The organism is Clostridium brassicae, from assembly GCF_026738875.1.
In the GTDB taxonomy this organism is placed as follows: domain Bacteria; phylum Bacillota; class Clostridia; order Clostridiales; family Clostridiaceae; genus Clostridium_H; species Clostridium_H brassicae.
The window spans coordinates 137082-161001 of the sequence record NZ_JAPQFJ010000009.1; the positions used below are offsets into that span (position 1 = coordinate 137082).

General features: G+C 27.7%; 18 protein-coding genes and 1 riboswitch. Of the genes, 16 read left to right on the plus strand and 2 right to left on the minus strand.

Going from position 1 to position 23920, the window contains the following annotated elements:
* The 3 genes from OW729_RS10295 (at window position 1) to OW729_RS10305 (ending at window position 2821) form a co-directional block, all read left to right on the plus strand.
* The gene (locus tag OW729_RS10295; protein ID WP_268061417.1) at window positions 1-1203 is read left to right on the plus strand and encodes an SGNH/GDSL hydrolase family protein; all 1203 of its coding nucleotides are present in this window, start codon (window positions 1-3) and stop codon (window positions 1201-1203) included.
* 212 nt (window positions 1204-1415) lie between these two features.
* A complete protein-coding gene (locus OW729_RS10300; protein WP_268061418.1) occupies window positions 1416-2123 on the plus strand; it encodes a 4'-phosphopantetheinyl transferase family protein in 708 nt (235 codons plus the stop codon).
* A gap of 2 nt (window positions 2124-2125) precedes the next feature.
* On the plus strand, window positions 2126-2821 hold the full coding sequence (locus tag OW729_RS10305) for a thioesterase II family protein (protein ID WP_268061419.1): 696 nt from the start codon (window positions 2126-2128) through the stop codon (window positions 2819-2821).
* 93 nt (window positions 2822-2914) lie between these two features.
* Here the strand turns inward: OW729_RS10305 and OW729_RS10310 are convergent, their stop codons facing one another.
* The gene (locus OW729_RS10310) at window positions 2915-3535 is read right to left on the minus strand and encodes a hypothetical protein (protein WP_268061420.1); all 621 of its coding nucleotides are present in this window, start codon (window positions 3533-3535) and stop codon (window positions 2915-2917) included.
* Between the two features lie 417 nt (window positions 3536-3952).
* On the opposite strand from OW729_RS10310, the gene OW729_RS10315 reads away from it, so the two are divergent.
* The 4 genes from OW729_RS10315 (at window position 3953) to OW729_RS10330 (ending at window position 9465) form a co-directional block, all read left to right on the plus strand.
* The gene (locus OW729_RS10315) at window positions 3953-5374 is read left to right on the plus strand and encodes an APC family permease (protein ID WP_268061421.1); all 1422 of its coding nucleotides are present in this window, start codon (window positions 3953-3955) and stop codon (window positions 5372-5374) included.
* A 294-nt stretch (window positions 5375-5668) separates the two neighbouring features.
* Window positions 5669-7165: a methyl-accepting chemotaxis protein gene (locus OW729_RS10320; RefSeq protein ID WP_268061422.1), complete on the plus strand. Its 1497-nt coding sequence runs from the start codon at window positions 5669-5671 to the stop codon at window positions 7163-7165.
* Between the two features lie 162 nt (window positions 7166-7327).
* Window positions 7328-7429, plus strand: a riboswitch (purine riboswitch).
* A gap of 127 nt (window positions 7430-7556) precedes the next feature.
* Window positions 7557-8870, plus strand: coding sequence for a nucleobase:cation symporter-2 family protein (locus OW729_RS10325; protein ID WP_268061423.1), 1314 nt, complete (start codon window positions 7557-7559; stop codon window positions 8868-8870).
* A 22-nt stretch (window positions 8871-8892) separates the two neighbouring features.
* On the plus strand, window positions 8893-9465 hold the full coding sequence (locus tag OW729_RS10330) for a xanthine phosphoribosyltransferase (protein ID WP_268061424.1): 573 nt from the start codon (window positions 8893-8895) through the stop codon (window positions 9463-9465).
* 92 nt (window positions 9466-9557) lie between these two features.
* Here OW729_RS10330 and OW729_RS10335 read toward each other — a convergent pair whose 3' ends face one another.
* Window positions 9558-10049, minus strand: a complete 492-nt coding sequence (locus tag OW729_RS10335; RefSeq protein ID WP_268061425.1) for a hypothetical protein — start codon at window positions 10047-10049, stop codon at window positions 9558-9560.
* A 436-nt stretch (window positions 10050-10485) separates the two neighbouring features.
* On the opposite strand from OW729_RS10335, the gene OW729_RS10340 reads away from it, so the two are divergent.
* The 9 genes from OW729_RS10340 to OW729_RS10380 all read left to right on the plus strand — a co-directional run bounded on the left by OW729_RS10340 (window position 10486) and on the right by OW729_RS10380 (window position 23909).
* Window positions 10486-11208, plus strand: a complete 723-nt coding sequence (locus OW729_RS10340) for a LytR/AlgR family response regulator transcription factor (RefSeq protein ID WP_268061426.1) — start codon at window positions 10486-10488, stop codon at window positions 11206-11208.
* 3 nt (window positions 11209-11211) lie between these two features.
* Complete coding sequence (locus tag OW729_RS10345) at window positions 11212-12555, plus strand: sensor histidine kinase (protein ID WP_268061427.1); 1344 nt, start codon at window positions 11212-11214, stop codon at window positions 12553-12555.
* A gap of 120 nt (window positions 12556-12675) precedes the next feature.
* The gene (locus tag OW729_RS10350; RefSeq protein ID WP_268061428.1) at window positions 12676-13446 is read left to right on the plus strand and encodes a FlxA-like family protein; all 771 of its coding nucleotides are present in this window, start codon (window positions 12676-12678) and stop codon (window positions 13444-13446) included.
* 170 nt (window positions 13447-13616) lie between these two features.
* Window positions 13617-14366 carry a helix-turn-helix domain-containing protein gene (locus OW729_RS10355; protein ID WP_268061429.1) on the plus strand — a complete coding sequence of 250 codons (750 nt, stop codon included), beginning with the start codon at window positions 13617-13619 and terminating at the stop codon, window positions 14364-14366.
* A 591-nt stretch (window positions 14367-14957) separates the two neighbouring features.
* Window positions 14958-17966: a hypothetical protein gene (locus OW729_RS10360; protein ID WP_268061430.1), complete on the plus strand. Its 3009-nt coding sequence runs from the start codon at window positions 14958-14960 to the stop codon at window positions 17964-17966.
* A 1-nt stretch (window position 17967) separates the two neighbouring features.
* Window positions 17968-19776, plus strand: coding sequence for a hypothetical protein (locus tag OW729_RS10365; RefSeq protein ID WP_268061431.1), 1809 nt, complete (start codon window positions 17968-17970; stop codon window positions 19774-19776).
* A complete protein-coding gene (locus OW729_RS10370) occupies window positions 19773-21317 on the plus strand; it encodes a reverse transcriptase family protein (RefSeq protein ID WP_268061432.1) in 1545 nt (514 codons plus the stop codon). Before OW729_RS10365 ends, OW729_RS10370 begins: the two co-directional genes overlap by 4 nt.
* Before the next feature lie 533 nt (window positions 21318-21850).
* The gene (locus tag OW729_RS10375; RefSeq protein ID WP_268061433.1) at window positions 21851-22720 is read left to right on the plus strand and encodes an AraC family transcriptional regulator; all 870 of its coding nucleotides are present in this window, start codon (window positions 21851-21853) and stop codon (window positions 22718-22720) included.
* 166 nt (window positions 22721-22886) lie between these two features.
* Window positions 22887-23909, plus strand: a complete 1023-nt coding sequence (locus OW729_RS10380; RefSeq protein WP_268061434.1) for a Gfo/Idh/MocA family oxidoreductase — start codon at window positions 22887-22889, stop codon at window positions 23907-23909.
* Window positions 23910-23920: the final 11 nt, after the last annotated feature.

Genomic DNA, 23920 nt, shown 5'->3' on the forward strand with positions numbered 1-23920 from the left:
ATGAAAATTATTATATATGGATTAGGAAGTAAAAGTAAGTTCATTGAAAGTAAATTAAAGGATACTCATAAAATTATAGGTTATACAGATAATAATTCGAATATTCAAAGTTTTAATAATTTTAGATTTTATAAATTAGAGGAATTAAATTCTGTTGAGTATGATTATATAATATTGGCAATTGATAATGCAAAAGCTTGTAAAGTTATTACAAAGTATTTAATTGCAAAATATAAGATTGATTCATCAAAAATAGTTGATTTTTATCATTTGTATAACAATGGAATATCAACTCAGAAAGTAGATAGAGTTATGCAAAATCCTAATAATAAGAATGGGTACGATGGGGTTATTTTAGGGGTATCACATTCTGCCTTAGGAATTAATCCCCAGTATTTAAAAGGTGATTTTTGTAACCTAGCAGTATCTAGTCAAGATATATATTATAATTTGAAGACTTTAGAATATTGTATGGAAAATTATTTAGATAAAATTAAAAATTTAAAATATGCTATATTAGATGTTTTTGATTATAATTATTTTAATTATGATGTTTCTTTGACATCTGATATAATTAACTATTTATCTTGGGGAGGTTACAATTTAGATTATCATAATTATGAAAACAATAGAAATTTTACTTTAACTGTAGAAGAAGAACTTGCTAAAATAAATTGCAGAATTATTAGACCGTTAAGTGTTGAAGAAAGAAATGTAAGAGATGAACTCTTTGAAAATATTTACGGAAATTCGGAAGTTAAGATGTTTAGAGATTTTGCTTCTCCAGAGCAAAGAAGTAAAACAGTAGAAAAAGGTTTTAATGACTATTGTATGCCAGACAATATGCCTAAGTATGGTAGTAATCGCTATGATAAAACAATTGAAGAAAATAAAATTCATTTTGAGAAAACATTAAAGCTTTTATATAAAATAAATCCTAATATAAAGATTTATGCTGTAATGATTCCAAGATATGAAACCGTGGAAGAATCTCATAAAACAAAATATGCCCATTGGAAAGCAGAATTTGAAGAGTTCATTTATTATTTAAAAAATAAGTATAATTTTAAATATTTAAATTTTAAAGAGTGTAAGGAGATAAGTTCTAATAATGAGTATTATCAAGATGTAGCACATTTAAACTATAATGGAGCAACGGCATTTACTACTCTTTTAGATAGTTATATTGATTATGTAGTATAAGTTAAAATAAAGGCTCTGTTAACCTTAATGGTTCAGAGCTTTTAAATTCTAAATTTATAATATACTTAAAAAATATAGTAGACAAGTTACATTTATAAACTAATGCTATGTTTATTATCATTATTATAATGTAAATCTTCTTTTTAAAGAGAAAATCAGTGCTATATTTTCTTGTATATAAATAATGTAAAGAAAGGAGTTAAAAGTAATTTATGGATATTGTTATTGTTAAAAATTTAGACATAATAGATGTAAAATTAAAGAAATTATGTGAACATATTAGTTGTGAAAAAAGAAGCAAAGCTAACAAACTTTTAAATAAAAATGATAAAATTCAAACTATAGTTGCTGATATCATAATAAGGATTCAGCTTATTAAGCATTTTAATATTAGAAATGAAAGTATTTGTTTTAATAAAAATATATATGGCAAGCCATATGTGGAAAAGATTAAAAATTTTCATTTTAATATATCGCACTCAGGAGAATATGTTGCTGTTGCAATTAGTAAACAGAAAGTGGGAATCGATATTGAAAAAATAAAAAATATCGATTATTTTGATATAGCTGAAAACTTTTTTACTAATAAAGAGTTAAAGTATATTATGCGACCAAACAAACAAGAAAGCTTAGAGAGATTTTATGATATATGGACATTAAAAGAATCTTATATAAAATTTAATGGAAAAGGATTATCAATTCCTTTAGATTCATTTACTATTTTTTTTGATGATGATGGTAGTATCAAAGCTATTGATAATAACTGTTGCACTAATAACATATTTAATCAAATAAACATTTTGCCAGGATATAAATTATCAATATGCAGATTAAATAATGAACGTTTTTATATTAAAATATTAAATCAAAATGAAATAATCGACTATTTTTTAAAATTAATTAAAAAGGAGAATATATAATTATGTTATTATTTTGCTTACCATATGCAGGAGGTTCTGAGGATATATATTTTAACTGGACAAAATATTTAAACCCTTCAATAAAATTATGCCCTATATCATTAAAAGGGCGAGGTAAAAGATTTTATGAAGAATTTTATGAAAGTTTAGATGAAGCAATTGATGATATCTTTGATAATATTAAAAATAAATTATATGAGGATGACTACGCAATATATGGACATAGTATGGGAAGTCTTTTAGCATATGAGCTATACTATAAAATTAAAGAGAATGGCTTAAAAGAGCCTAGGCATATATTTTTTTCAGGATATGGCGCTCCCAATATAAAAGAAATGAATGACGATATTTATACATTACCAAACAATGAGTTTATTGCTAAAATCATAGAATTAGGAGGTACTCCAAAAGAAGTATCTGAAAATAAGGAGTTATTAGAGATATTTATTCCAATACTTCGTAGTGATTTTAAATTATTAAATAATTATATTTATACTCATAGAAATGATAAAATTGAATGCAATGTTTCTATTTTAAATGGAAAAGAAGATGATATTACTATAAATGAAATAGTGAATTGGAAATTACTCACAAGTGCTGAATTTAATATTTATAATTTTGATGGTAACCATTTCTTTATAAATGATAATATTGAAAATATAGTTAAAATCATAAATAATACACTACTTAAAAAATGAAGAAATAAGGACTGTATAAAAAATGCAGGCCTTATTTCTTCATTTTTAATTCAATAGAATGTAGTGATAGGACTGAAAATGTAATGATTGTATTTATTTTGGTATGTTTTTCAAGTATATGGATTTAATAACTTTAGTATTTTTATCAAAATCAATACGAAGTTCTTGTCCAAATTTACCGAGATCGCTAATAGAATAAGATATCCATCCCATTTGTTTCATATAATCAACTTTTGGAGTACCATAAATACTAATAACATTATCATATGTTGAGGTTAGAGTGATACCTTTTGGTAATACTACAGTATTTTTGTAATCAGGGATATTTTTTATTTTAATGGCGCCTAACATAGCATCATCAAATTTTACTTCAGAACCGCTTGTATTATAAAGTGTTACTGTAATACGAGTATCTTCACCTTTTTTTCCATCATCCATATAAACAGAGTCTGTGTAATAATAATTTTTTAAAGGTTTTCCTTTATCTGCATAGTCATTAAATTTCCATCCATTTTCTACTAAGCTCTGTGCTTTAACAGGTAGGGAGTACTTTATTCCGTTTAAGGTAATATCTCCAGATAGTGGATCTTTTTTCATTTGTGAAGTATAGGTTTTGATGTCTTCTGGTGTAAGTTTTTTAACTTTCTTAGATGAACCACAGCCAGTTAACATGAATAAGCATAAGCTTAAACATAAAATAAGTATCTTTCTCATAAATTTACCCTTTCTTTTTTAAAAAATTTATAATTTCATAACAAAGAAATTAATATTAATAATTTTTTCCAAAACAAATTATATCATAATTTGTATTATAATCAAATAAATTGTAATAAAATTATAGAACAAATTCAAAAATATAGTTTTATAAGAAATTATTAAACATAAATTATTATTTTAAGAAAAATTTTTAAAAATATAAATTATTGTAGAGATATTGTAATTATAAATTTTATCCCAAATATGTACAATTATGAAAAAATAATGTATTATTTTAATGTAAGTAGATTGTCCTATAATTTACAAGTAAAATGATGATCTGTATTTAGCATTGTAAATACAAAATTATTTTACCAATGTAAATTGTTTAACAATCTAGTAGCATTAAATATAATAAGTTAGGAGTAAAGATTTATGTCAGAAAAAAAAGATAAAAAAATTCTTTGGTATACCTTAGCGTTTATGGCATTTTCATCCGTATGGGGGTTTGGAAACGTTATCAATGGCTTCTCAGAGTACAATGGACTTAAAGCAATTGTATCTTGGATTATAATTTTTACTATTTATTTTGTACCTTATGCTTTAATGGTAGGTGAGTTGGGTTCTGCATTTAAAGATTTTGGAGGAGGAGTCAGTTCATGGATTAATGAAACTATAGGTCCTAAGGTTGCTTACTATGCTGGATGGACATATTGGGTAGTTCATATGCCTTATATTTCACAGAAACCTTCAGGGTTTATGATTGCAACAAGCTGGGCTATTTTTCAAGACAAAAGAATTAGTCAAATGAACACAAAAATACTACAGTTATGCTGTTTAATAATTTTTTTAGTGGCACTTTATATTGCATCAAAAGGATTAAATCCTTTAAAAAAATTGGCAGCAATTGCAGGCACATCTATGTTCATAATGTCCATTTTATTTATTATTTTAATGATGTCAGCACCTGCAATTACTAGTGCAAAACTAAATTCTATAGATTGGTCTTTTAAAACATTTATGCCGACATTTGATTTGAAGTTCCTAACTAATCTATCTATTTTAGTTTTTGCTGTTGGTGGTTGTGAAAAGATATCGCCTTATGTTAATGAAATGAAAGATCCTGAAAGAGGATTTTCAAAAGGAATGATTGCGTTAGCGGGTATGGTTGCTGTATGTGCAATTTTAGGTACTGTTTCACTTGGAATGATGTTTGATTCAAATAATATTCCTAAAGATTTAATGACAAATGGTGCATATTATGCATTCCAAAAGTTAGGTGGATATTATCATTTGGGTAATTTATTTGTAATTATATATGCAATTACAAATCTTATTGGACAGTTCGCAGTATTAATTGTATCTATTGATGCACCTTTACGTATGTTACTTGGTAGTGCAGATAGAAGTTTTATTCCTGAAAAATTATTTGTAAAGAATAAATATGGAGCTTATATAAATGGGCATAAACTTATTTTGGTTATTGTTTCTATTTTAATTATTGTACCAGCTTTTGGTATTGGAAATGTAGATGAATTAGTTAAATGGTTAGTAAAATTAAATGCTGTATGTATGCCTCTTCGTTATTTGTGGGTATTCGCTGCATATGTTGCGCTTAAAAAAGCTGGAGACAAATTTAATTCACAATATCATTTTGTAAAAAATAGGACGTTAGGTATTGTATTAGGATCATGGTGTTTTGCATTTACAGCTTTTGCATGTATAGGTGGAATGTATTCTAAAGATTTATTTCAGCTAGTGGTTAACATTGTAACGCCATTTGTGCTACTTGGACTAGGTTTAATTATGCCATATATTGCGAGAAAAAATAATCAAAATAAATTTTATGATGCATAAGATAAACATTTAGTTAAAGTGAAGATAAATATGTACAAGGATTTAGAAATAATAAAATATATTTTTATTAAGAAAAATTAGATAAAGATGATAGTTTAAATAAACAAGATGATTCCAGAATTAGATAGGAGTCATCTTGTTTATTAATCTATTCGTATATGTATTTATTAATAGTTTAATATCTCAGTATATATAATTTGTGGTAAGTTTAGGTTAAGATTATAATAATTAATGCCGATATTTATAATGAATACTTAAACTAAACTTGATTTCAGATTAAAAGAGGTGCGAAAAATGGAGAAAAATTGGACTTTTAACGTAAAAAAAATACACAAAGTAAATTACATAACTATAATTGGAATATGTTTACTCATGACTATAACTAGTATGGGAATGGTTAATTTTAAAGTAAATATGGATGACTTATTGCCATTTATAATAGTAGCTATAGTTTCAACAGTAATATATTTTTTACCAATAAAGGATACGATAAAAGCAATAACATTTAGTTCAGTCATAATATTTTCAAACTTTGGATATTTTCTATTAGAAAATTTTAGTCCAAAAACTATTGCTTCTGACATATTAGTTTTTGTTGCAGGAATCATATGTGCAACTTTATATTTTAGAAAAGAGTTGCTAGTTATAAATGCTGTACTTTTAGATATATGTGTTGTTATTTTATTTTTTGTTAATCCTCGAAGTATTTTAAGTAATGATTTTTCATATTCAAATATGTTGAATCTTTTTGTAATATTAAATGGTATTATAATTTTAATTTATTGTCTTACTAATTGGGGAGGAAAACTAATTGAATCAGCAAATAATAAATCAATAGAAAGTGGAGAATTAGTTGAAAAATTAGATTTACTTCTATTAAACATTAAAAATAGTACTAATAATTTAGATAACAATATAGAAGAAGTTTTTCAAGACATTACACTTGTTAATGCCACTAGCAGTGATATAAATAGTACTATGTCTCAAATAAATATTGCGGTTCAAGAAATAGTGAAGAATATATCAGATATAAATTTAAGAATAGATAAGTCAAATTTTTCATTGGAAAAAGTCACTAACATGTCTAATGAAATATCTATAATGGCAAATGAAATGCAAGAGAATGTTGTTGATGAAGCTGAAAAAATAAACTCTATGAGTAGTACCATGAAAACAATAAAAGGAGCTGTGGAAGTATCATTAGACACAGTTAATAAATTAAAAGAAAGTATTGATAAAATAAATTCTGAAATTAATAGTATCTATAAAATTTCAGCTCAAACTAATTTATTAGCATTAAATGCAAGTATTGAAGCTGCTAGAGCAGGTGAACATGGCAAGGGATTTTCAATAGTTGCAGAAGAAGTTAAGAAATTAGCAGAGCAAAGCAGTGAAATAGTAAAAAGTATTTATGAAATTATCACTGAAATTAATGTTATTACTAAGGATGCAGTCATAACAGTTTCTGATGGGAATATAGCTGCAGAAGATGGAATTAAAGTCGTTAATAACGTTTATAATTCTTTTAACAAAATTGAGGGGTACTTCGAAAAAATGAATAAATATTTAGGAGAAGAAAATATATTTATTGAAAATGTAGTAGAAAACTTTGTGCCTATAAAAACAGAACTTGAGGGAATAGGAAGTATTACTGAAGAACATTCAGCTTCTACGGAAGAGATTGAGGGAATGATTAAGGAACAAGGTGAAAAGATTAGTTCAATGACTTTATCTGTAGAGGATATTAAAAAACTAAGTAATAGTTTAAATGAACTTTCTTCTAATAGATAGCACTAAGGAAAATTGTAAAAATAATGGATCTAATATTATAATTATGCTAAATATCTTGTGATATAAGATAGTGAATATAAAATATTTAGGATGAAAATGTTTAATGTAAATATATAGAAAATAAAATTTAATGATTAATAATACGAAAAATGTGTTATAATGTCATATATCATACCAAAGACTCGTATATCATCGGTAATATGGTCCGGAAGTTTCTACCTGCTAACCCAAAATTAGCAGACTACGAGGTATTGGGTTTTAGTGAATGGGTATATGATATATTTATTCATTATAAACTCAACACCTCAACTTAAATTGAGGTGTTTTTATTTTTTGTCTTACGATGCTCTAGGTATGATTATAAGTATTTAAAATATTGAGGAGAGTGGGAATGGAAGCAGTAAAAACCAAAACAAATGAAAAAGATATTGAATTAATGTATGGTGTTGATGATAAACCACAAATATTAATGCAAATTCTGTTAGGATTGCAGCATATTTTTGCGGCTTTTGGTGGGATAATTGTTGTTCCAATAGTTATTTCAGCAGCATTAGGGCTTGATGCCAAAACATCAACAGCTTTGATAAGTAGTGCTATTTTAGCAGCAGGAGTTGCTACTTTTATTCAATCGAAGGGAATTGGACCTATTGGAGCACGTGTAGCGTGTATCATGGGAACCGATTTTACGTTTGTTGCACCTGCAATTGCTGTTGGAGCAAAATTTGGATTATCAGGAATTTTTGGAGCAACAATTTTAGGGGCAGTTATAGTAATTATTCTAAGTTTTTTTGTTAAACCTTTAATGAAGTTATTCCCACCTATTGTGACAGGAACAGTTGTATGTTTAATTGGTCTGACATTATTACCAGTATCAATAGATTGGGCTGCTGGTGGTGTGGGAGCATCTAATTATGGTAGTTTAAAAAATATTGGCGTTGCTTTATTTATAATGACTATTACATTACTTCTAAATCATTATGGAAAAGGATTAGTGAGTAGTGCTTCAATTTTAATTGGTATGGTTGTTGGATATATGGTTTGTATTCCACTAGGAATGATTAGTTTTTCATCAGTAGGTCAAGCTAGTTGGTTATCATTCCCTAAAATTTGGAGCTATGGCATAGATTTTAACTTAAAAGTTTTATTACCATTCATTCCGGCATATTTTGTTACTATTATTGGGACAGTTGGATGTCTTAAAGCTATTAATGAAGTTTCTGAGATTGAATCAGATGAGAAACGTATTGGAGCAGGAGTTTTCTCCGATGGAATAGGAAGTTTATTAGCAGGTGTTTTAGGGGCATTACCTAATACGTCATTTAGTCAAAATATAGGCTTAATTCCACTAACAAAAGTGGCTAGCCGTTATGTAACAATGATGGCTGGAATATTATTAGTTATTTTAGGATTATTCCCTAAATTTGCGGCATTAATTAATATAATGCCACAGCCAGTTCTTGGTGGAGTAGGAATTGTTATGTTTGGAACAGTAGCTGCGGCTGGGATTCAAACTTTAAGTCGTGTAAAGTTGAATAATCGTAATATATTAATAATTGCTACATCAATTGGGTTGGGGTTAGGAGTTACATTTCGTCCAGAGTTTATATCTCAATTACCAGAGGCTGTAAAAATGATCTTTTCATCAGGTATTTCAACAGGAACAATTGTAGCATTATTATTAAATGTACTATTAAAAGAAGAATAAGGAATTTTATGAGGTGATATAAGTGGAAAAATTAAAAAAATGTATTTTAGAAGAAGGACGAGCATTATCTGAAACTGTGCTAAAGGTTGATTCATTTTTAAATCATCAAGTAGATCCAGACTTGATGTACGAAATGGGAACTTATTTTAAAAAATATTTTGAAAAACATGGAATTACAAAGATATTTACAATTGAAAGTTCAGGAATTGCTCCAGCTGTTATGACTGCGATGCAAATGAATTTGCCAATGGTAACACTAAAAAAACAAACATCAAAAATTCTAACTGGGGATGTTTATCAAACAACTGTACATTCATTTACAAAAGGATCAGATTATGAATTAACATTATCTAAAAAATATATTACGGAAGAAGACAATATATTAGTGATAGATGACTTTTTAGCAAATGGTGAAGCTGCATTAGGAGCTGTACGTTTAGTTGAAGGGGCAGGAGCTAAAGTTGCTGGAATCGGAATCATTATTGAAAAATCATTTCAACCTGGACGTAAGATGTTAGATGAAAAAGGATATGATGTATATTCGTTAGCACGTATTAATAAGCTTGGAAAAGATTTAATTGAATTTGTAAAATAGAGAAATAAGTTGTCTCAAAATTTTATTTTGAGACAACTTATTTTTATTTATAATATTAATATTGGGGGCTATTTTAAAAGTATGTAGACCATCTAATTAGAGGATTGGGTATTATTATTTTGAGAATTTTGTCCATCGTTTTTACGTGGAGAATTTCCTCTTATTTTTTCTGTAACAGCATCGGCTTGAGCTTGTGTAATAACACCATTAGTTACTAAGTCACTTAATGGATTAAATCTTTGTCTATTTTGATTAGAGGTTTCATTATTATCTTGGCTAGAATTCTCATTATTACTTTGTTGATTACTTTGTTGATTACTTTGTTGATTATCTTGTTGGTCATTTTGTTGCTTATCCTGTGTTTTATTCTGCTGACTTCTAGCAGGACGTGTTGAGTATGCTGCTATAATTTTATCTGCTTGTTCCTGTGTTATAGTTCCTGCTGTTATTAGAGGTTGAATACTGTCTTGGATTCTTTCTTTCATTTGTTCTTGCGATGGTCTATTACCTTCAGGATTTTTACCATTGGCTTGAGATGTATTATTGGCATTGCTTTCACAACCCATAAGTATAAATATAGACATACCAATTGAAAGTAAATAGGTAGTTGTTTTACGAAAAAGACTATGTTTTTTCATTAATGTACCTTCCTTTACATATAAATAAATTTTATTTTTACACTTAAAAATTTTAATTGTACTATAGTTATATTCAATAATAATTGGTTTATAAATATTAAAGTATAGATCAATTTTTGGATACTTTTATTATAAAAACTGATTGTGGCAACACAGTGGCAATTGTGTAAACAAATAAAGTATTATAGAAAATAGCAGTTATTACTTAGAACAATAGATACAAATATAAAATGTATAATATATAATATTGTGTATAGGTTCCGAATAAAAACATGAGGATATATAAAAGATGTGTTTGCTATGTTTAAAAAATTTGTATTGGATAAGAATTTTAAGTAATTTTGAAAAAATAAATTATAATTGAGCAGAAAGGAAGATTCTTATGCTTAAGATTGCAGTTTGTGATGATGAAGTAATTCAGAGATTGGATGCCGTAAAGAAGATTAAAAAGGTTTTAGAAAATAATTATTGTGATTATCACTACGATATTGAAGAATTTAGTAGTGGAGAGCAATTGATTTCTTATGGTTCATATTTTGATATTGTGTTTTTAGATATAAAAATGAGGAAGCTTTCTGGAATAGATATAGCTAAAAACATCAGAAAAAATAATAATGATACAAAGATTATTTTTATAACAGCTTTTGAGGAATATGTTTTTGAAGCCTTTGATGTATCTGCATTTCATTATCTTATAAAACCTGTAGATGAAGAAAAAATATTAGAAATTATTAATAGAATTTTAAAAGAACTTACTCATACAACAAGTAATGAGCAATGTATTGTAATAAACAGAGGAAAAAGTACAATAAAAGTACTATTAGATAATGTAAGTTTTTTTGAGATACAGAATAGAGTTATAGATATACATACTCAAAGAGAAGTAATACAGTATTATGATAAGATTGCAAATGTAGAGGACAAGGTTCCTAAAGAGAGCTTTTTTAGGTGTCACAGAAGTTATATAGTAAACCTTAAATATGTAAAGAAATTTAATAAAACAGAAATAATTCTAGATGATAATACGAGAATAGGACTGTCAAAAAGCAAATATGATGAATTTTCCAAGGCTTTTCTAAAGTATATAAAGGGAGGTGCAATATAAAACGTGACCGTCTTTAGTATAATTGAAAAAATGCTATTTGTAGTTTCCTGTATACTAAATATTTACATACCATATATAGTAATTAAAAGGTTTTTGGGATTTAGGATCAAGCCCCAATATGTAATTATAACAATGCTGATAACAGGTAATATTCCTTTTTTAATTGTAAAGGAACTTAATATAGAAAGCGTTTATCAATGGATACCTACGACGGTATATATTTTTGTTCTTTCTTTAATATTCTGTAAGGGGACATGTCTCAAGAAGCTTATAGTTACTATAATTTATAATTGTTTTAATGAACTTATACAGTATATAACAGTAACTGTAATTTACATATCAGATTATATTGTTATATTAAACTCACCTGTTCAGACACAACAGATAAGAGATATTGTAAACTACTTATTTTTAATTACTTCACAATTAATTTACATCTTAATACTTAATTTTATATTAAAAAACTATTGCATTGATAATGGGATTAAAGATTTTAAATATATGTTATTTTTTGTTGTTCCTAATGTGTTTATAGTAGTTTTATTAAGTGAATATTTTAATTTTTATTACAAAAATAGTAATGTTGTGGATATTTCCTTGTTTAATAACTTAAAAATGATGGGACTTGCATGTATGGCTTTAATTTGTGCAGTGCTTACGGTAACAATTTTAGACAAGCTTATTAAAGAAAATGCTTTGCGCCAGAAAGAAGCATTATTAGCACATCAATTTAATATACAAGCCAGACATTATAAAGATTTGCAGATACAATTTAAGAATACCAGGGCATTCAAGCATGACATAAATAATCATCTGATTTGTATTAAAAATTTAATTGCTAATGGTGATATAAAAAGTACAGAACAGTACATAAAAAAGATAACTGAGTCATTTGAAAAGCTTAATTTAAAGGTAAACACTGGGAATCCATTTGCAGATGCTGTTATAAGTGAAAAATATAATATAAGCATAGATAAAAATATAGATTTTAAGTGTAATGTAAAAATGCTTAATGGAATAAAAATGGACCCTTTTGATTTATGTGTAATACTTGGTAATGCCTTAGATAATGCAATAGAGGCTTGTGAAAAAATTACAGACGAAAGTATAAAAAAATATATACATATAACAAGTACATTCAATAAGTCATTTATGGTATTTGAAATAAAAAATAGTATGCAAGGCTATATACATAAAAATCATATGAGTACAGATAAGGAGGATGATATAAATCACGGATTAGGGCTTTTGAATATTCAAAGTATTGCGGATAAGTATTTTGGAACTACTTATATTGAAAATAGTGAAAATATGTTTGAACTAAGTATTATGCTTCAAGTTTTATAGTGTTCTATTCACTACAAATAAAAGTCTATTCACAACAATAAGATTATTTTTATTTTATATGTTCCGAAGATATTAATAGATACACATTTATATTTATTAACACAAAAGGGAGGTATATATGTGAAAATAGGCGCAACATCAAATATGATTTTTAATTCTATGGGAACAGGACTAAAGTACAATAATCATTCAGGAAAAGGGATGAGTCCTTTAGAAAAACAAAAATTTCAGTTGCAAGAACAAATGAAAAAGATTGAGGAAAGTAAATCTTCTAAAGAAAGTAAGGAAAATTCAATTAAAGAACTTCAAGAAAAACTTGAAGAAGTTGAAGCACAGTTAGCTAAGGAAAAGCTTGAAAAATCAACCGAAAAACCAAAAGTTGAAAATGAAAAAGATAAAGAAATTGAAGAACAAAAAGCAGCAGAAGAAAGTAAAGAAAATCCTCAGGTAATAAATAAAAATGTTATGATTGGAATTACTTCAGCTTCATCTCATCAAAAAATTGGAAAAGTTGCATACTCAGTGTATAGACAGGCTGAAGCTAAAGGTGATATGGAGGTAGCACAAAGAGCATTAAGATATACTTCTTCTGAGATTAAAAAATCAGCACAAAGCAAAAAGTTGATTGAGAGAGGTATAAAGGAATACAAAAAACAAATGGATAATGTTAAAAAAGCTGACACTAAAAAAGTTGTCACTGATAAAATTATTAAAGAAAATAGTGTTATGGATATGAAAGTTGATTCAACTACTGTGGAGGAACATAGCAGGGATACCTCAAAGGTTGCTACAAATAGTGAAATTAAAGTTCAATCTAGTGAGGATACCTCAAAGATTGTTGCAAATGCTCAAACTAAAACTGAACCTAGTGTAAAAGAAACATTGAAATGATAAAGAAATGTCCTTAAAATAGAAAGCAATTTCTACTTTAAGGACATTTTTTTATTATGTATAGTATTGACATTTCCGTTGCGTAAAGATTTATAATTAGTTTGAAGTACTTCTAAAATAAATTTAAATAATATAACGTAAGATGGAATCCTTTAATGGAGGAGAAGGTATTGAATAAATTGATAAAGATTAGTGAAGCTTCTAAAAAATATAATATATCTGCAAGAACCTTAAGGTATTATGAAGAGGTGGGATTATTAAAGAGCATAAGGAATAAAGAGTCTAATTATAGGATGTATGATCAATATAATATGAAAAAATTAGAACAAATTTTACTTTTTCGCAATATGCAATTTTCCCTACAAGAGATTAGTGTTTTATTAACGTATAAAGATAATGAAAAAATGATGAAAATTTTTTTACAAAAATTAAAAGAAATAAATGAGAGCATAGAACAACTTACTAATTTTAAAGATATTTTAAATTCTGTTATTAAAATTAGTAAAGAAATAGGTATAGAGAACATAAATATTTGCAATTTATTAAGGGAACAAATTTATATTAATAAGAAAAATGAAGGGATGATTTATATGAAAAATAGTATTATAACTGTTGAATTTGGTACTGGTATTGTTCCTATGGTAGACCCTAATCAAAATGGAACAGTAATAGATAGAATCAAATCTATGAGAAGTTTGATAGAGAATAGAATGAGTAAACAAATTCCACTTATTAGATTGAAGGATAATGAGGAAATGAAGGAATTTCAGTATAGGATTTTTATTAAAGATAGAGTAGTTTTTGATGGCTGCTTATCTAATATTGGGTATGGAAGTAAAGAAGATGAGATTATAAGAGATATAGAAAATGTAATTATTAAGAATATATCTGAGATCGACGAATCTTCATGCGAGGATTAATTTTAAGTATGTAAGTACACTGTAAAACTGTAGTAAAGAAGGTTGTCTCAAAATGAATTTTAGACACAATGTATTGATTAATCTGAAAATTAATCAATATATTGTGTTATTTTTCTGTTTTGAGACAACCATCTTTTTTATATATAAATTTATTATAAAAAGTTTAGTTTATAAAATTGAGAAAATTGCATAATTAAAAAATTCAAATACGTAATGCAAGTTTTATATTTATAGAATTATGCAAATTCCTTAGTTTATTCTAAAGTATTTTTAGTTAGGCAGAGTATAGTAAAATAATTCACAATATCATATGATTTAGGAATTTATTGTTTTAATATGAAAACTTATGATATAATGTAACAAAAAATTTTTAATTCCAATAAAGAACATTATATATAAAGTTATGTAGCTAATAGTCGTATTTAATAATAGATATATACATCCAAGATATTTAAATTAAATATGTTAACAAAGTTATATAGAGATTTTAAAATATAGTTTTAGCTAGAAATGATAAAGGAAGTTTTAAAAGAGCAAAGCAATATTCTTTTAAAACAGAGCCAAATTAAAAGATTAAGGTGGTTTACTATTATGTCAAAGTTTATAAAAAATAACTTTTTCAAGGCGATTTCATCTTTAGTAAAATCAGAAGAAAAAGATAGCAGTAAAAATTTAGAGTCAGATAAAAAAGAAGTTAATCAAGAGGTTTCATTTCAAAATTCTAAGATACCAAAAAAAATATGGAAAAAGGAATATAACCCACTAAGAAAGATAGTTTTATGGGGATGGGATGGCGATGATAACCCTAGTTTTGTAATTTTCTATGGAAAACATGAGTTTAAAAATATTGAGAGCGGGAGAGAGTCTATAGACAATATACTGGAAGATGATGTTAAGTATACAAGCTATGCTATTTTTAAAGGTCAGGAAGGGCATTTACCTTCTTTTCAAGCTATAAAAATTATAGAGGAAAGTGGATATGGATACAATAGAAATAAGGATAATTCACCAGAAATGTATTTTAAAAAAGGTATAAAGTATGACTGGTATTGGAATGTAGATAAAAAATATTTGGTTAAAGAATTTAAAAATTTGGAACCAGAAGATCAAGTTGTTTTTCCTTATTTTGTTTCACAATCCCATGAAGAATATGTGGAAAAAATAGAGAAACAGGGCATTAAGTTTTCTGATTTCAGATTAGCAAAAAATCCAAATGAAGTTTTAAAATTAAATGAACAATTTACTAAGTACTATGAAATTATTAATGACATGATGAGTTATGACAATCTTTATATTAGAAGAAAAAGATTAAATGAATTATTAAATATGAATCCGCCAAAAGAAGTATATAATCTACTTTTAAACATAGGAAGCACTGAATTAATATCAGGGTTATTTTTAGAATTGGCAAGAAGAAATAATCCAATATTAATTGAAGAAGCAAAAACTTTGATAGAATCTAAAATAAAGTGGGCAGAGGATAATTACATAAAAGGTGTAAAGAGATGTGCAAATATATATTTGAATGCATTGGATAAAAAATTAAAAGCAGACAGGATAGAGTGGATACGTAAGTCGTTATCAGATATGGATTTAAATATTATTAAAATTAATGGTAAGGATATTCCATCAGATAAAATAATTGAAGGTTCAGCTTATAGAAAGTATGCTGTATCTGGATTCCTTATGGATTATTACGGAACATATGATTATGAGCAAGGTAAGTATGTTGAATATGAAGCTCCAAAACGTTATAAAGAAGGAAAATACACAGATGGTAGAATCTTAAAACTTATAGACTTTAAAAATACAATACAAGAATCCGAAATTTACGGACTAGCTGATGTTATTGGAAAAATAGCATATTATTTGGATGCACCACGATTAACTTATTATTTTAAAGGTAGTGCTAGAACTAAACAATTAAAATATTTTCATAGATATATAAGAAGAATAATTAACTCTTATGCTGAGAGTGATCCAGATAAATTTATGGAAGCAATGAAACAGCTTTTGACTAGTTATACAGAACATGATTATGTATGCAAATTCCATGGAAACTTCCAATTTAATGAGTTTATAAAATATTATTTATATTATGATTTTAAGGAAAAGCCACCTGTTGGATGGGATAATTGGTATGAAAGAGAAATTTGGATGAGTAATGACCAATTAATGAGGCTTGAAGGGCGATATGAATTTATGAAAGAAATATGGGACAACCATTTAGATGTTGTAGTAGATATTGCTATTAAGTCAAAGGTTAATCAAATTGTAAAAGCATGTTATTACATTTTAAAAGATTCTCCAAATAGAGATGCATTTATAGAAAATATGTCATATAAGCAATTGATTAATTTGACACTTGTTCCTTATAAGCCTCTTGCTGAAATGTTTAGGAATATTTTAGAAGATAAATTAAATAATCTAAATACATTTGAAGCAGAACTAATGATTAGTTTAATTGGATGTCCAGATAAAAAAATGCAGGAACTTGCTATGGAGTTTTTTAATAGGACTCAAGGTTTATTTTCTCCTTCAGATACAGCAGATTTATTATTCTTGGACAATATTGATAAATGGAAAGATTTATTTAAGCAAAATCTGTTTTCATTAGAGAAAGAACAATATGTAGAGTTTATAAGATACATTATAAATAATGCAAATAAATTCAAAGAAGCGGAGATTAATCTTCCTGAAAATATTAGAAATATGCTTTCAATGTCAACAGATCAAATAAAACATATTTCAAATATTGAAAAAACTACTTTGTTGATAGAGTTAATTAGTCTGTTAATTCAAGGAAAAAAGGTTTCAGAGTGGATGGAGACATTTATTGAAGAAATAATTTTTGCTTTTTCATATGAGGAATTAGAATCTTTACTTAAAGATATAACTATAGAACCTGCTAAAAGTTCAATTTCATCTAGAAATAGACAAGTTATTTCTGTTTTAGAATCAATTAAAAATAGAAAATTACTTTCTGATTCTGAGATTATAAGTATATTGGAGACTGGTACATCTAAAATGATTAAAATGTTGTTTAGTATTATTACTCAAAATACAGAAGAATTAAATAATAGATTTTCTACTCTATTAATAATGCTTGAATCAGAAGTAACTGTGTTAAATAAAAAGGTAGAAGAAATTTTTGATAATATGCCTCAAGAAAAACAAAAGAAATTACACGGAATTATTATTGATTCTCCTGTATTTAGAACATATTCATTTGGACTTGAAAAATTGAATGAAATTTATGGAGACTTAATTCCAGAAGAATTTATTATTCAGATGTTAGAGCATACCTCTCCTGATGTTAAAGCTTATATTTCAGATAAAACAAATGAAATTCTTGATAACTTAGGTAATGGAAATGAGAAAATTTTTATGTATTATATAAAAACTTTATTATTACTACCTAATAGAATTTCTAAAAGCAAAGAAAGAGTATATAAGACCATTCCGAGGTTTGTAAATAAGCATAAAGATAAATTAGAAGAAGTTGAAAATATGTTACTGGATATTGGTGGTTCCAATATCATTATGGATTCAGAACGTGCACTAATTGTGTTAGCTAAAATTAGAGGGGAGGTTATGTAACTTGAAAGTTAATTACCAATATGCAAGTCCATCAATGTGTATGCAACAAGGAGATCAGACAGTCTTAGGGCTTAGTCCGGATCTTTCTAGGGATGAAAAAGTATCTTTTAGAGGTAAACTAAAACATCCTCTTATTTTTAGAGATGCAATGCTTATGTTACGAGAAATTGTAGTTTCAGATATGAGTCAAAAAAAGAAAGAAAGAGTTGAATTTTTTGCATGGCTTGAAGATGAAATTGAAAGACGAGTTCTTAATCATAAACAATATTTACCTGGAGTAAGGGAAGATTTGCAAAAAAGTATGAATGAATTCATACAAGAAATGGCACAAAAGGATATAGATATAAAAAAATTAGTTGATATTAAAACTACTTTAAAAAAAGAGATTGATAATCATGATATCTGGAAGGATTATTATAAAATTGAAAAAGATTTTTGGAAATTTATAAAAGATAGAGATTATGCTCTTTGGTTTGTATTAGACCCAGTAATAACAGTACATCCTGATCAGGTATCTTTTGAAGCATTTTCTTTAGATGAATCTACATATGGATGTTTATCTGTAGATATGGATGAATTTGAGCTTCTACAAAATCCTCAACTTGGAACAACAAATATAGATTTTTCAGCTAAACTAGCTAAGGAAATGGAAAGATTTCGTACCTATACAGATGTAGAGTTAAGCGTGAATCCAGGCGGATTTACAGTAGATACGGGAATTATGCCTGAACATATGGAAAAGAAAATAGAGTTACCAGAAACTTGGATAAAGGGATTTAATCAGGTTTCTTCAGCAGCAAGTCTTGGAGGTATAGATATCGAATTATCACCTGTGGATATGTATGATATATGTTCATTTTTAAGAAGAAATAAAGCAAAGAAAAGTCCTAGGTATATGAAATGGATATTGGAACCAGACAAACCAGTAAAGATTCTTTTTGAACCATTTGGAAAAGAACTTACACTAAAAGCAATATACACTGGAGAAAAAAAGAGAGAAGAGAAGATGTGGGGAAGAAGACGTTGGCTCGTTATGGAGAAGATAATACCAATTTCTAAGTCTTTTAAAGTTAGATTACTTGGTTTTGGAATGCCACAATTCATAACGGCTGACTTAGGAACAATGAAAATGACGATAGGTTTTTCATCATGGTCCTCTAATGATTGGGTAAAAGGAACTGCTTTTAATATTTTAGGTGGATTTGTTGGTGATGGAAATTATGATGAAGTATATAAATTGTTAAAAGACCATAGATGTTTATCCATGGAAAATATTTATGAGAAGTTAAATGAGGCTTCTAAGAGCACAAATAAGGCAGGAGTAGGTATGCTGTTTAGGCGTGGTGAAGGATATTTCGATGCTGTGAATAACACAATAAGATTTAGAAAATTATGCAATACACCTATTCCTAAAGAACTATATGAGACTACTCCAATAGAATTAGAAGTTCAGCAACACTTAGATGAGGGAATGGAACATTTCAAGATAAAAATGACGCAGGACAATGAATTTGTTGCCATACATTCATTTAAGATGCCAAATAGTAAATATAAAAATTGGAGATTTCGTGGTACAGAAGACTATGATCGAGAATATAACTTAACAGAAACAGAATTAGTGATAGACGAAGATGGGCAAATTTCTAATGTTAAATGTAAATGTAGAGAATTCAATAAAGGACCAAGAAATATTTCAGCTCCTTGCTCACATATTCTTGCCTTATATTTGATTTCTTCAAAGTTTTTTAAATTGGAATTAAAACCAGATAAAGAATACAAAATGAATGATATTATGGAGATATTATTATGATGGATAATAATGAAACTGTGAAAAATACAAAGGCAGACTATAGAGAAATGGTAAACAATATGGGCAAAAAAGAATTTACATTGTTAAAAATGCAGGAATATGGATTTTGGCCAAAAGATTTACCTACACCTTATGAAAGACAAAATAGTGAAACAGCTGAGCAGTATGGAAAAAGACAAAAGCTTTTAAAAGAGTACCAAAAGGTAATTGACCAGATTGCGGAACTGTATAAAGAAAAAGGTGATATTAATAGAGAATTATATAAACTTAAAAAAGAATATGATGAAACATGGGATTATGAAAAAATTAGATTAGATGTATCTAAAAAAATTATGCAAGAATCTATTGCTAGACGTGCTGAAAGAAAAAAACAAAGAGAACTTGAAAAGCAGCGACGTTCAGAGGCATGGCAGAATAAAAAAGCTAATGAAATTGTGTTTATAGGAAAAGGCTATTCAGGACTTCTTCGTGATATGGAGAGTAACGATGAAAAATTATTAGCTCAACAGCTACCTATAATAAAAACAGATAAAGAGTTAGCACAATTTTTAGGTATTGAATATAAAAAACTTAGATTTTTAATTTACCATAGAGATGTAGTTTCTGTTGATCATTATCATAGATATACTATTCCTAAAAAGAAGGGTGGAGTTAGAAGTATTGCAGCTCCAAAATCAACATTGAAAACTGTACAAAAGAGAATATTAGAGGAAATTTTATCAAAGTTTCCTGTTTCAAATCATGCACATGGATTTTTAAAAGGGAAATCAGTGGTTTCAGGAGCAGCAGCTCATATTAAGCAGCCAGAAGTGTTAATTAATATGGATCTTGAAGACTTCTTTCCTACTATAACTTTTGAAAGAGTTAGGGGGATGTTTAAATCTTTTGGATACTCTGGGTATATTGCATCATTATTAGCTATGATTTGTACTTATTGTGAACGTATGCCTATAGAAGTTAGAGGAAAAATAAAATATGTTAAAACATCCCATAGAATTTTACCACAAGGGTCACCTGCAAGTCCTATGATTACTAACATTCTTTGTACTAAGTTAGACAAAAGATTAAGTGGACTATCTTCTAAATTTGGTTTTGTTTATACAAGATATGCAGATGATATGAGCTTTAGTTTAGCAGATAAAAATACCCTTTTAATTGCTAATGTTAAAGGGCAACGTTCTATGAAAGTTAATGTGGATGATATAGTAAGTCTAAACAGTGGAAGATTTTGTGGCTTAATTTCAAAGATAGTAAGTGAAGAAGGATTTAAGATAAATAAGCATAAGACTAGATTTTTACGAAAAAATAATCGTCAATGTATTACTGGTATTGTTATAAATAATGAGCAAATTGGTGTCCCAAAAAAATGGATAAAAACATTAAGAGCAGCTATTTATAATGCAAAGAAATTGAAGATGAGTGGAAATGTGCCATCTAAAGTAATAAATGAAATATCAGGTATGACAGCATGGATAAAAAGTGTTAATACTGAAAGATACAAAGATATTATTGATGATGCCATGGAAGTAATAAATAAATAGATCTTGTTTTAAAATATATAGTATAACGGATAATTAAATGTTGAATTTATTGGTTTAATCTGGTATAATATAATATATAGTTAAAATTAGATAATAGATTTCTTGGCCTTTATGCCTCGGTGTTGCGCCGAGGTGGAGATTTGCATAGCTTACATCACCAGGTTGCGCGCAATTCGCTCCACTGCCAATACTGTGCCAAGTTAAAATCGATCCTTCGGTTGTTGGACAGTATTGGCGCTCCGCTGAAGTGTCACAACCAGATAAAAGAATTGTTAGCAAGAAGTCTATTATTTGTTTTTATACAATGTATAGCTTTTAGATGGAGTAAAAAATCTATTTGAAGCTAAAAATCATGTTTATGAACTATGAACTATGAACTATGAACTATGAATATTATTGGAGATTTTGAAGAGGAGACTTCAACTCTATTAAATAGGGAACCATATGTATTTTTACATGTGGTTTTTTGTTATATATTAATATATAACTTAGATGTATAATCATATAAAAAATTGGCAAAATGGAGGTGTTGAATGATGATTCAATGTTTTGTCAAAGATAATAAAAAGGTTAGCTATAGTGAGAATATTAGTTTGAGATTGCTATATGCCTGTAAAACTGAAAAGACACATAGCGTGTTGCCAAGAGTTATGCATGTTCACAATGATCGATTAGAAATTATGTTTATTTGTGAAGGAGAGGGAACTTATACTATAGGTGAGAATAAATATTTAGTAAGCAGGGGAGATATTCTAATATATAATAGCGGAGTGATTCATGATGAGATATCTAATCCAAATGCAAGAATAAAAAGTTATTGTGTTGGAATAGATAAGATTAAATTTACTGGATTGCCTCCAAATTGCCTAATTAATAACGAAGAAAGCCCTGTTTTAAAATCAGTGCATCATTTTATTCTTATTCAAAGTATATTTGAAACTATTTATGATGAGCTTTATTATGAAAAAGAAGGTGCAGAAGAAGTTTGTCATTACCTTACACAAGCATTGATTTCTATGTTGTTTAGAATGTGCAAGCAAGCAACTACTACAAAAAAGGAAAATAAACAAAAACTTGGTGAACGTATTAAGAAATATATTGATCAAAACTACAATGAGCAAATTACACTTACGTCTATATCAACATCGCTAAATATTAGCTCTGACTATATGAGTCATGTGTTCAAGGAAACAACAGGATATTCTCCTATCCAATATATTATGCGTAGAAGGATTGGGGAGGCACAAACACTTTTAATCACAACAAAATATTCTATTACTATGATAGCTACTATGGTAGGATATGATAATTCTAGTTATTTTAATAAGATTTTTAATAAAAATGTGGGGATGTCTCCAAAACGATATAGAGAATGCTATACAAAAAAGAATAATCTTAAGTAAAAACAGAATAGTACATTTTTAAAAAAATTATCACAATAATCTCAATATTATTCACTCTATAAAAAGCTAAATACTTATATTTACTATTATAAATATGTTATATGATTTATATATAAATTTGTAATACGTAAAGAGAATAGTAATGAAATCTAAGGAGGGGAATATTGTGGATTTACGTGTAGGTGTAATTGGTACAGGAGCCATTGGAGAAGATCATATTCGAAGACTTACTGATGTAATTACTGGAGCAAAGGTTGTTGCATTATCAGATATAAATGTAGAAAATGCTAGGAGAATTGCTGACAAGTATGGAGCAAAATTTTATTCAACTGGTGAAGAAGTTATTAATGCAACAGAAGTAGATGCTATTGTTATTGCTTCTTGGGATGAAACTCATGCAAAATATGTAATTGAAGCTATTAATGCTAAAAAATTTGTATTGTGCGAAAAGCCATTAGCTACTTCAGCAGAAGATTGCAAAAAGATTGTAGGTGCTGAAATTGCAGGAGAAAGACAATTAGTACAGGTTGGTTTTATGAGAAGATTTGATAGAGGGTATAGGCAAATCAAATCAGTTATTGAAAATGGGAAAATAGGTGAACCATTAATGCTTCATTGTATCCATAGAAATCGTATACCAGGTCCTAAACACACTACTGAAATGAGTATTAAGAATTCTGTCATTCATGAGATTGATGTATTACGTTGGCTATTAGATGAGGATTATAAAACTACGCAGGTATTAATGCCAAAGAGATCTAGGCTTGCAGAAGAAGGCTTACATGATCCACAGATTGTATTATTAGAAACAAATAGTGGTATTCGTATAGATATAGAATCTTTTGTTAATTGTCAATATGGTTATGATGTGAAATGTGAGGTTGTAGGAGAAACTGGTACTGTTCGTTTACCAGATCCAGCTAACGTATTAATGCGTTCTAAGGGTACAAATTCTTATAAAATATTTCCAGATTGGTCAGATAGATTTATTGAAGCATATGACATTGAGTTTCAAGAATGGATAAATTCTGTAAAAAAAGGAATTGTAAAAGGTCCCACTTCTTGGGATGGATATGTTGCATGTATTACAGCAGATGCTTGTACTGAGGCAAGAGAAAAGGGAACAATTGTATCTATTAATATACCTGAGAGACCAACATTCTATAATTCTACTGTAGATAATAAATAAGGGAGGGCAAA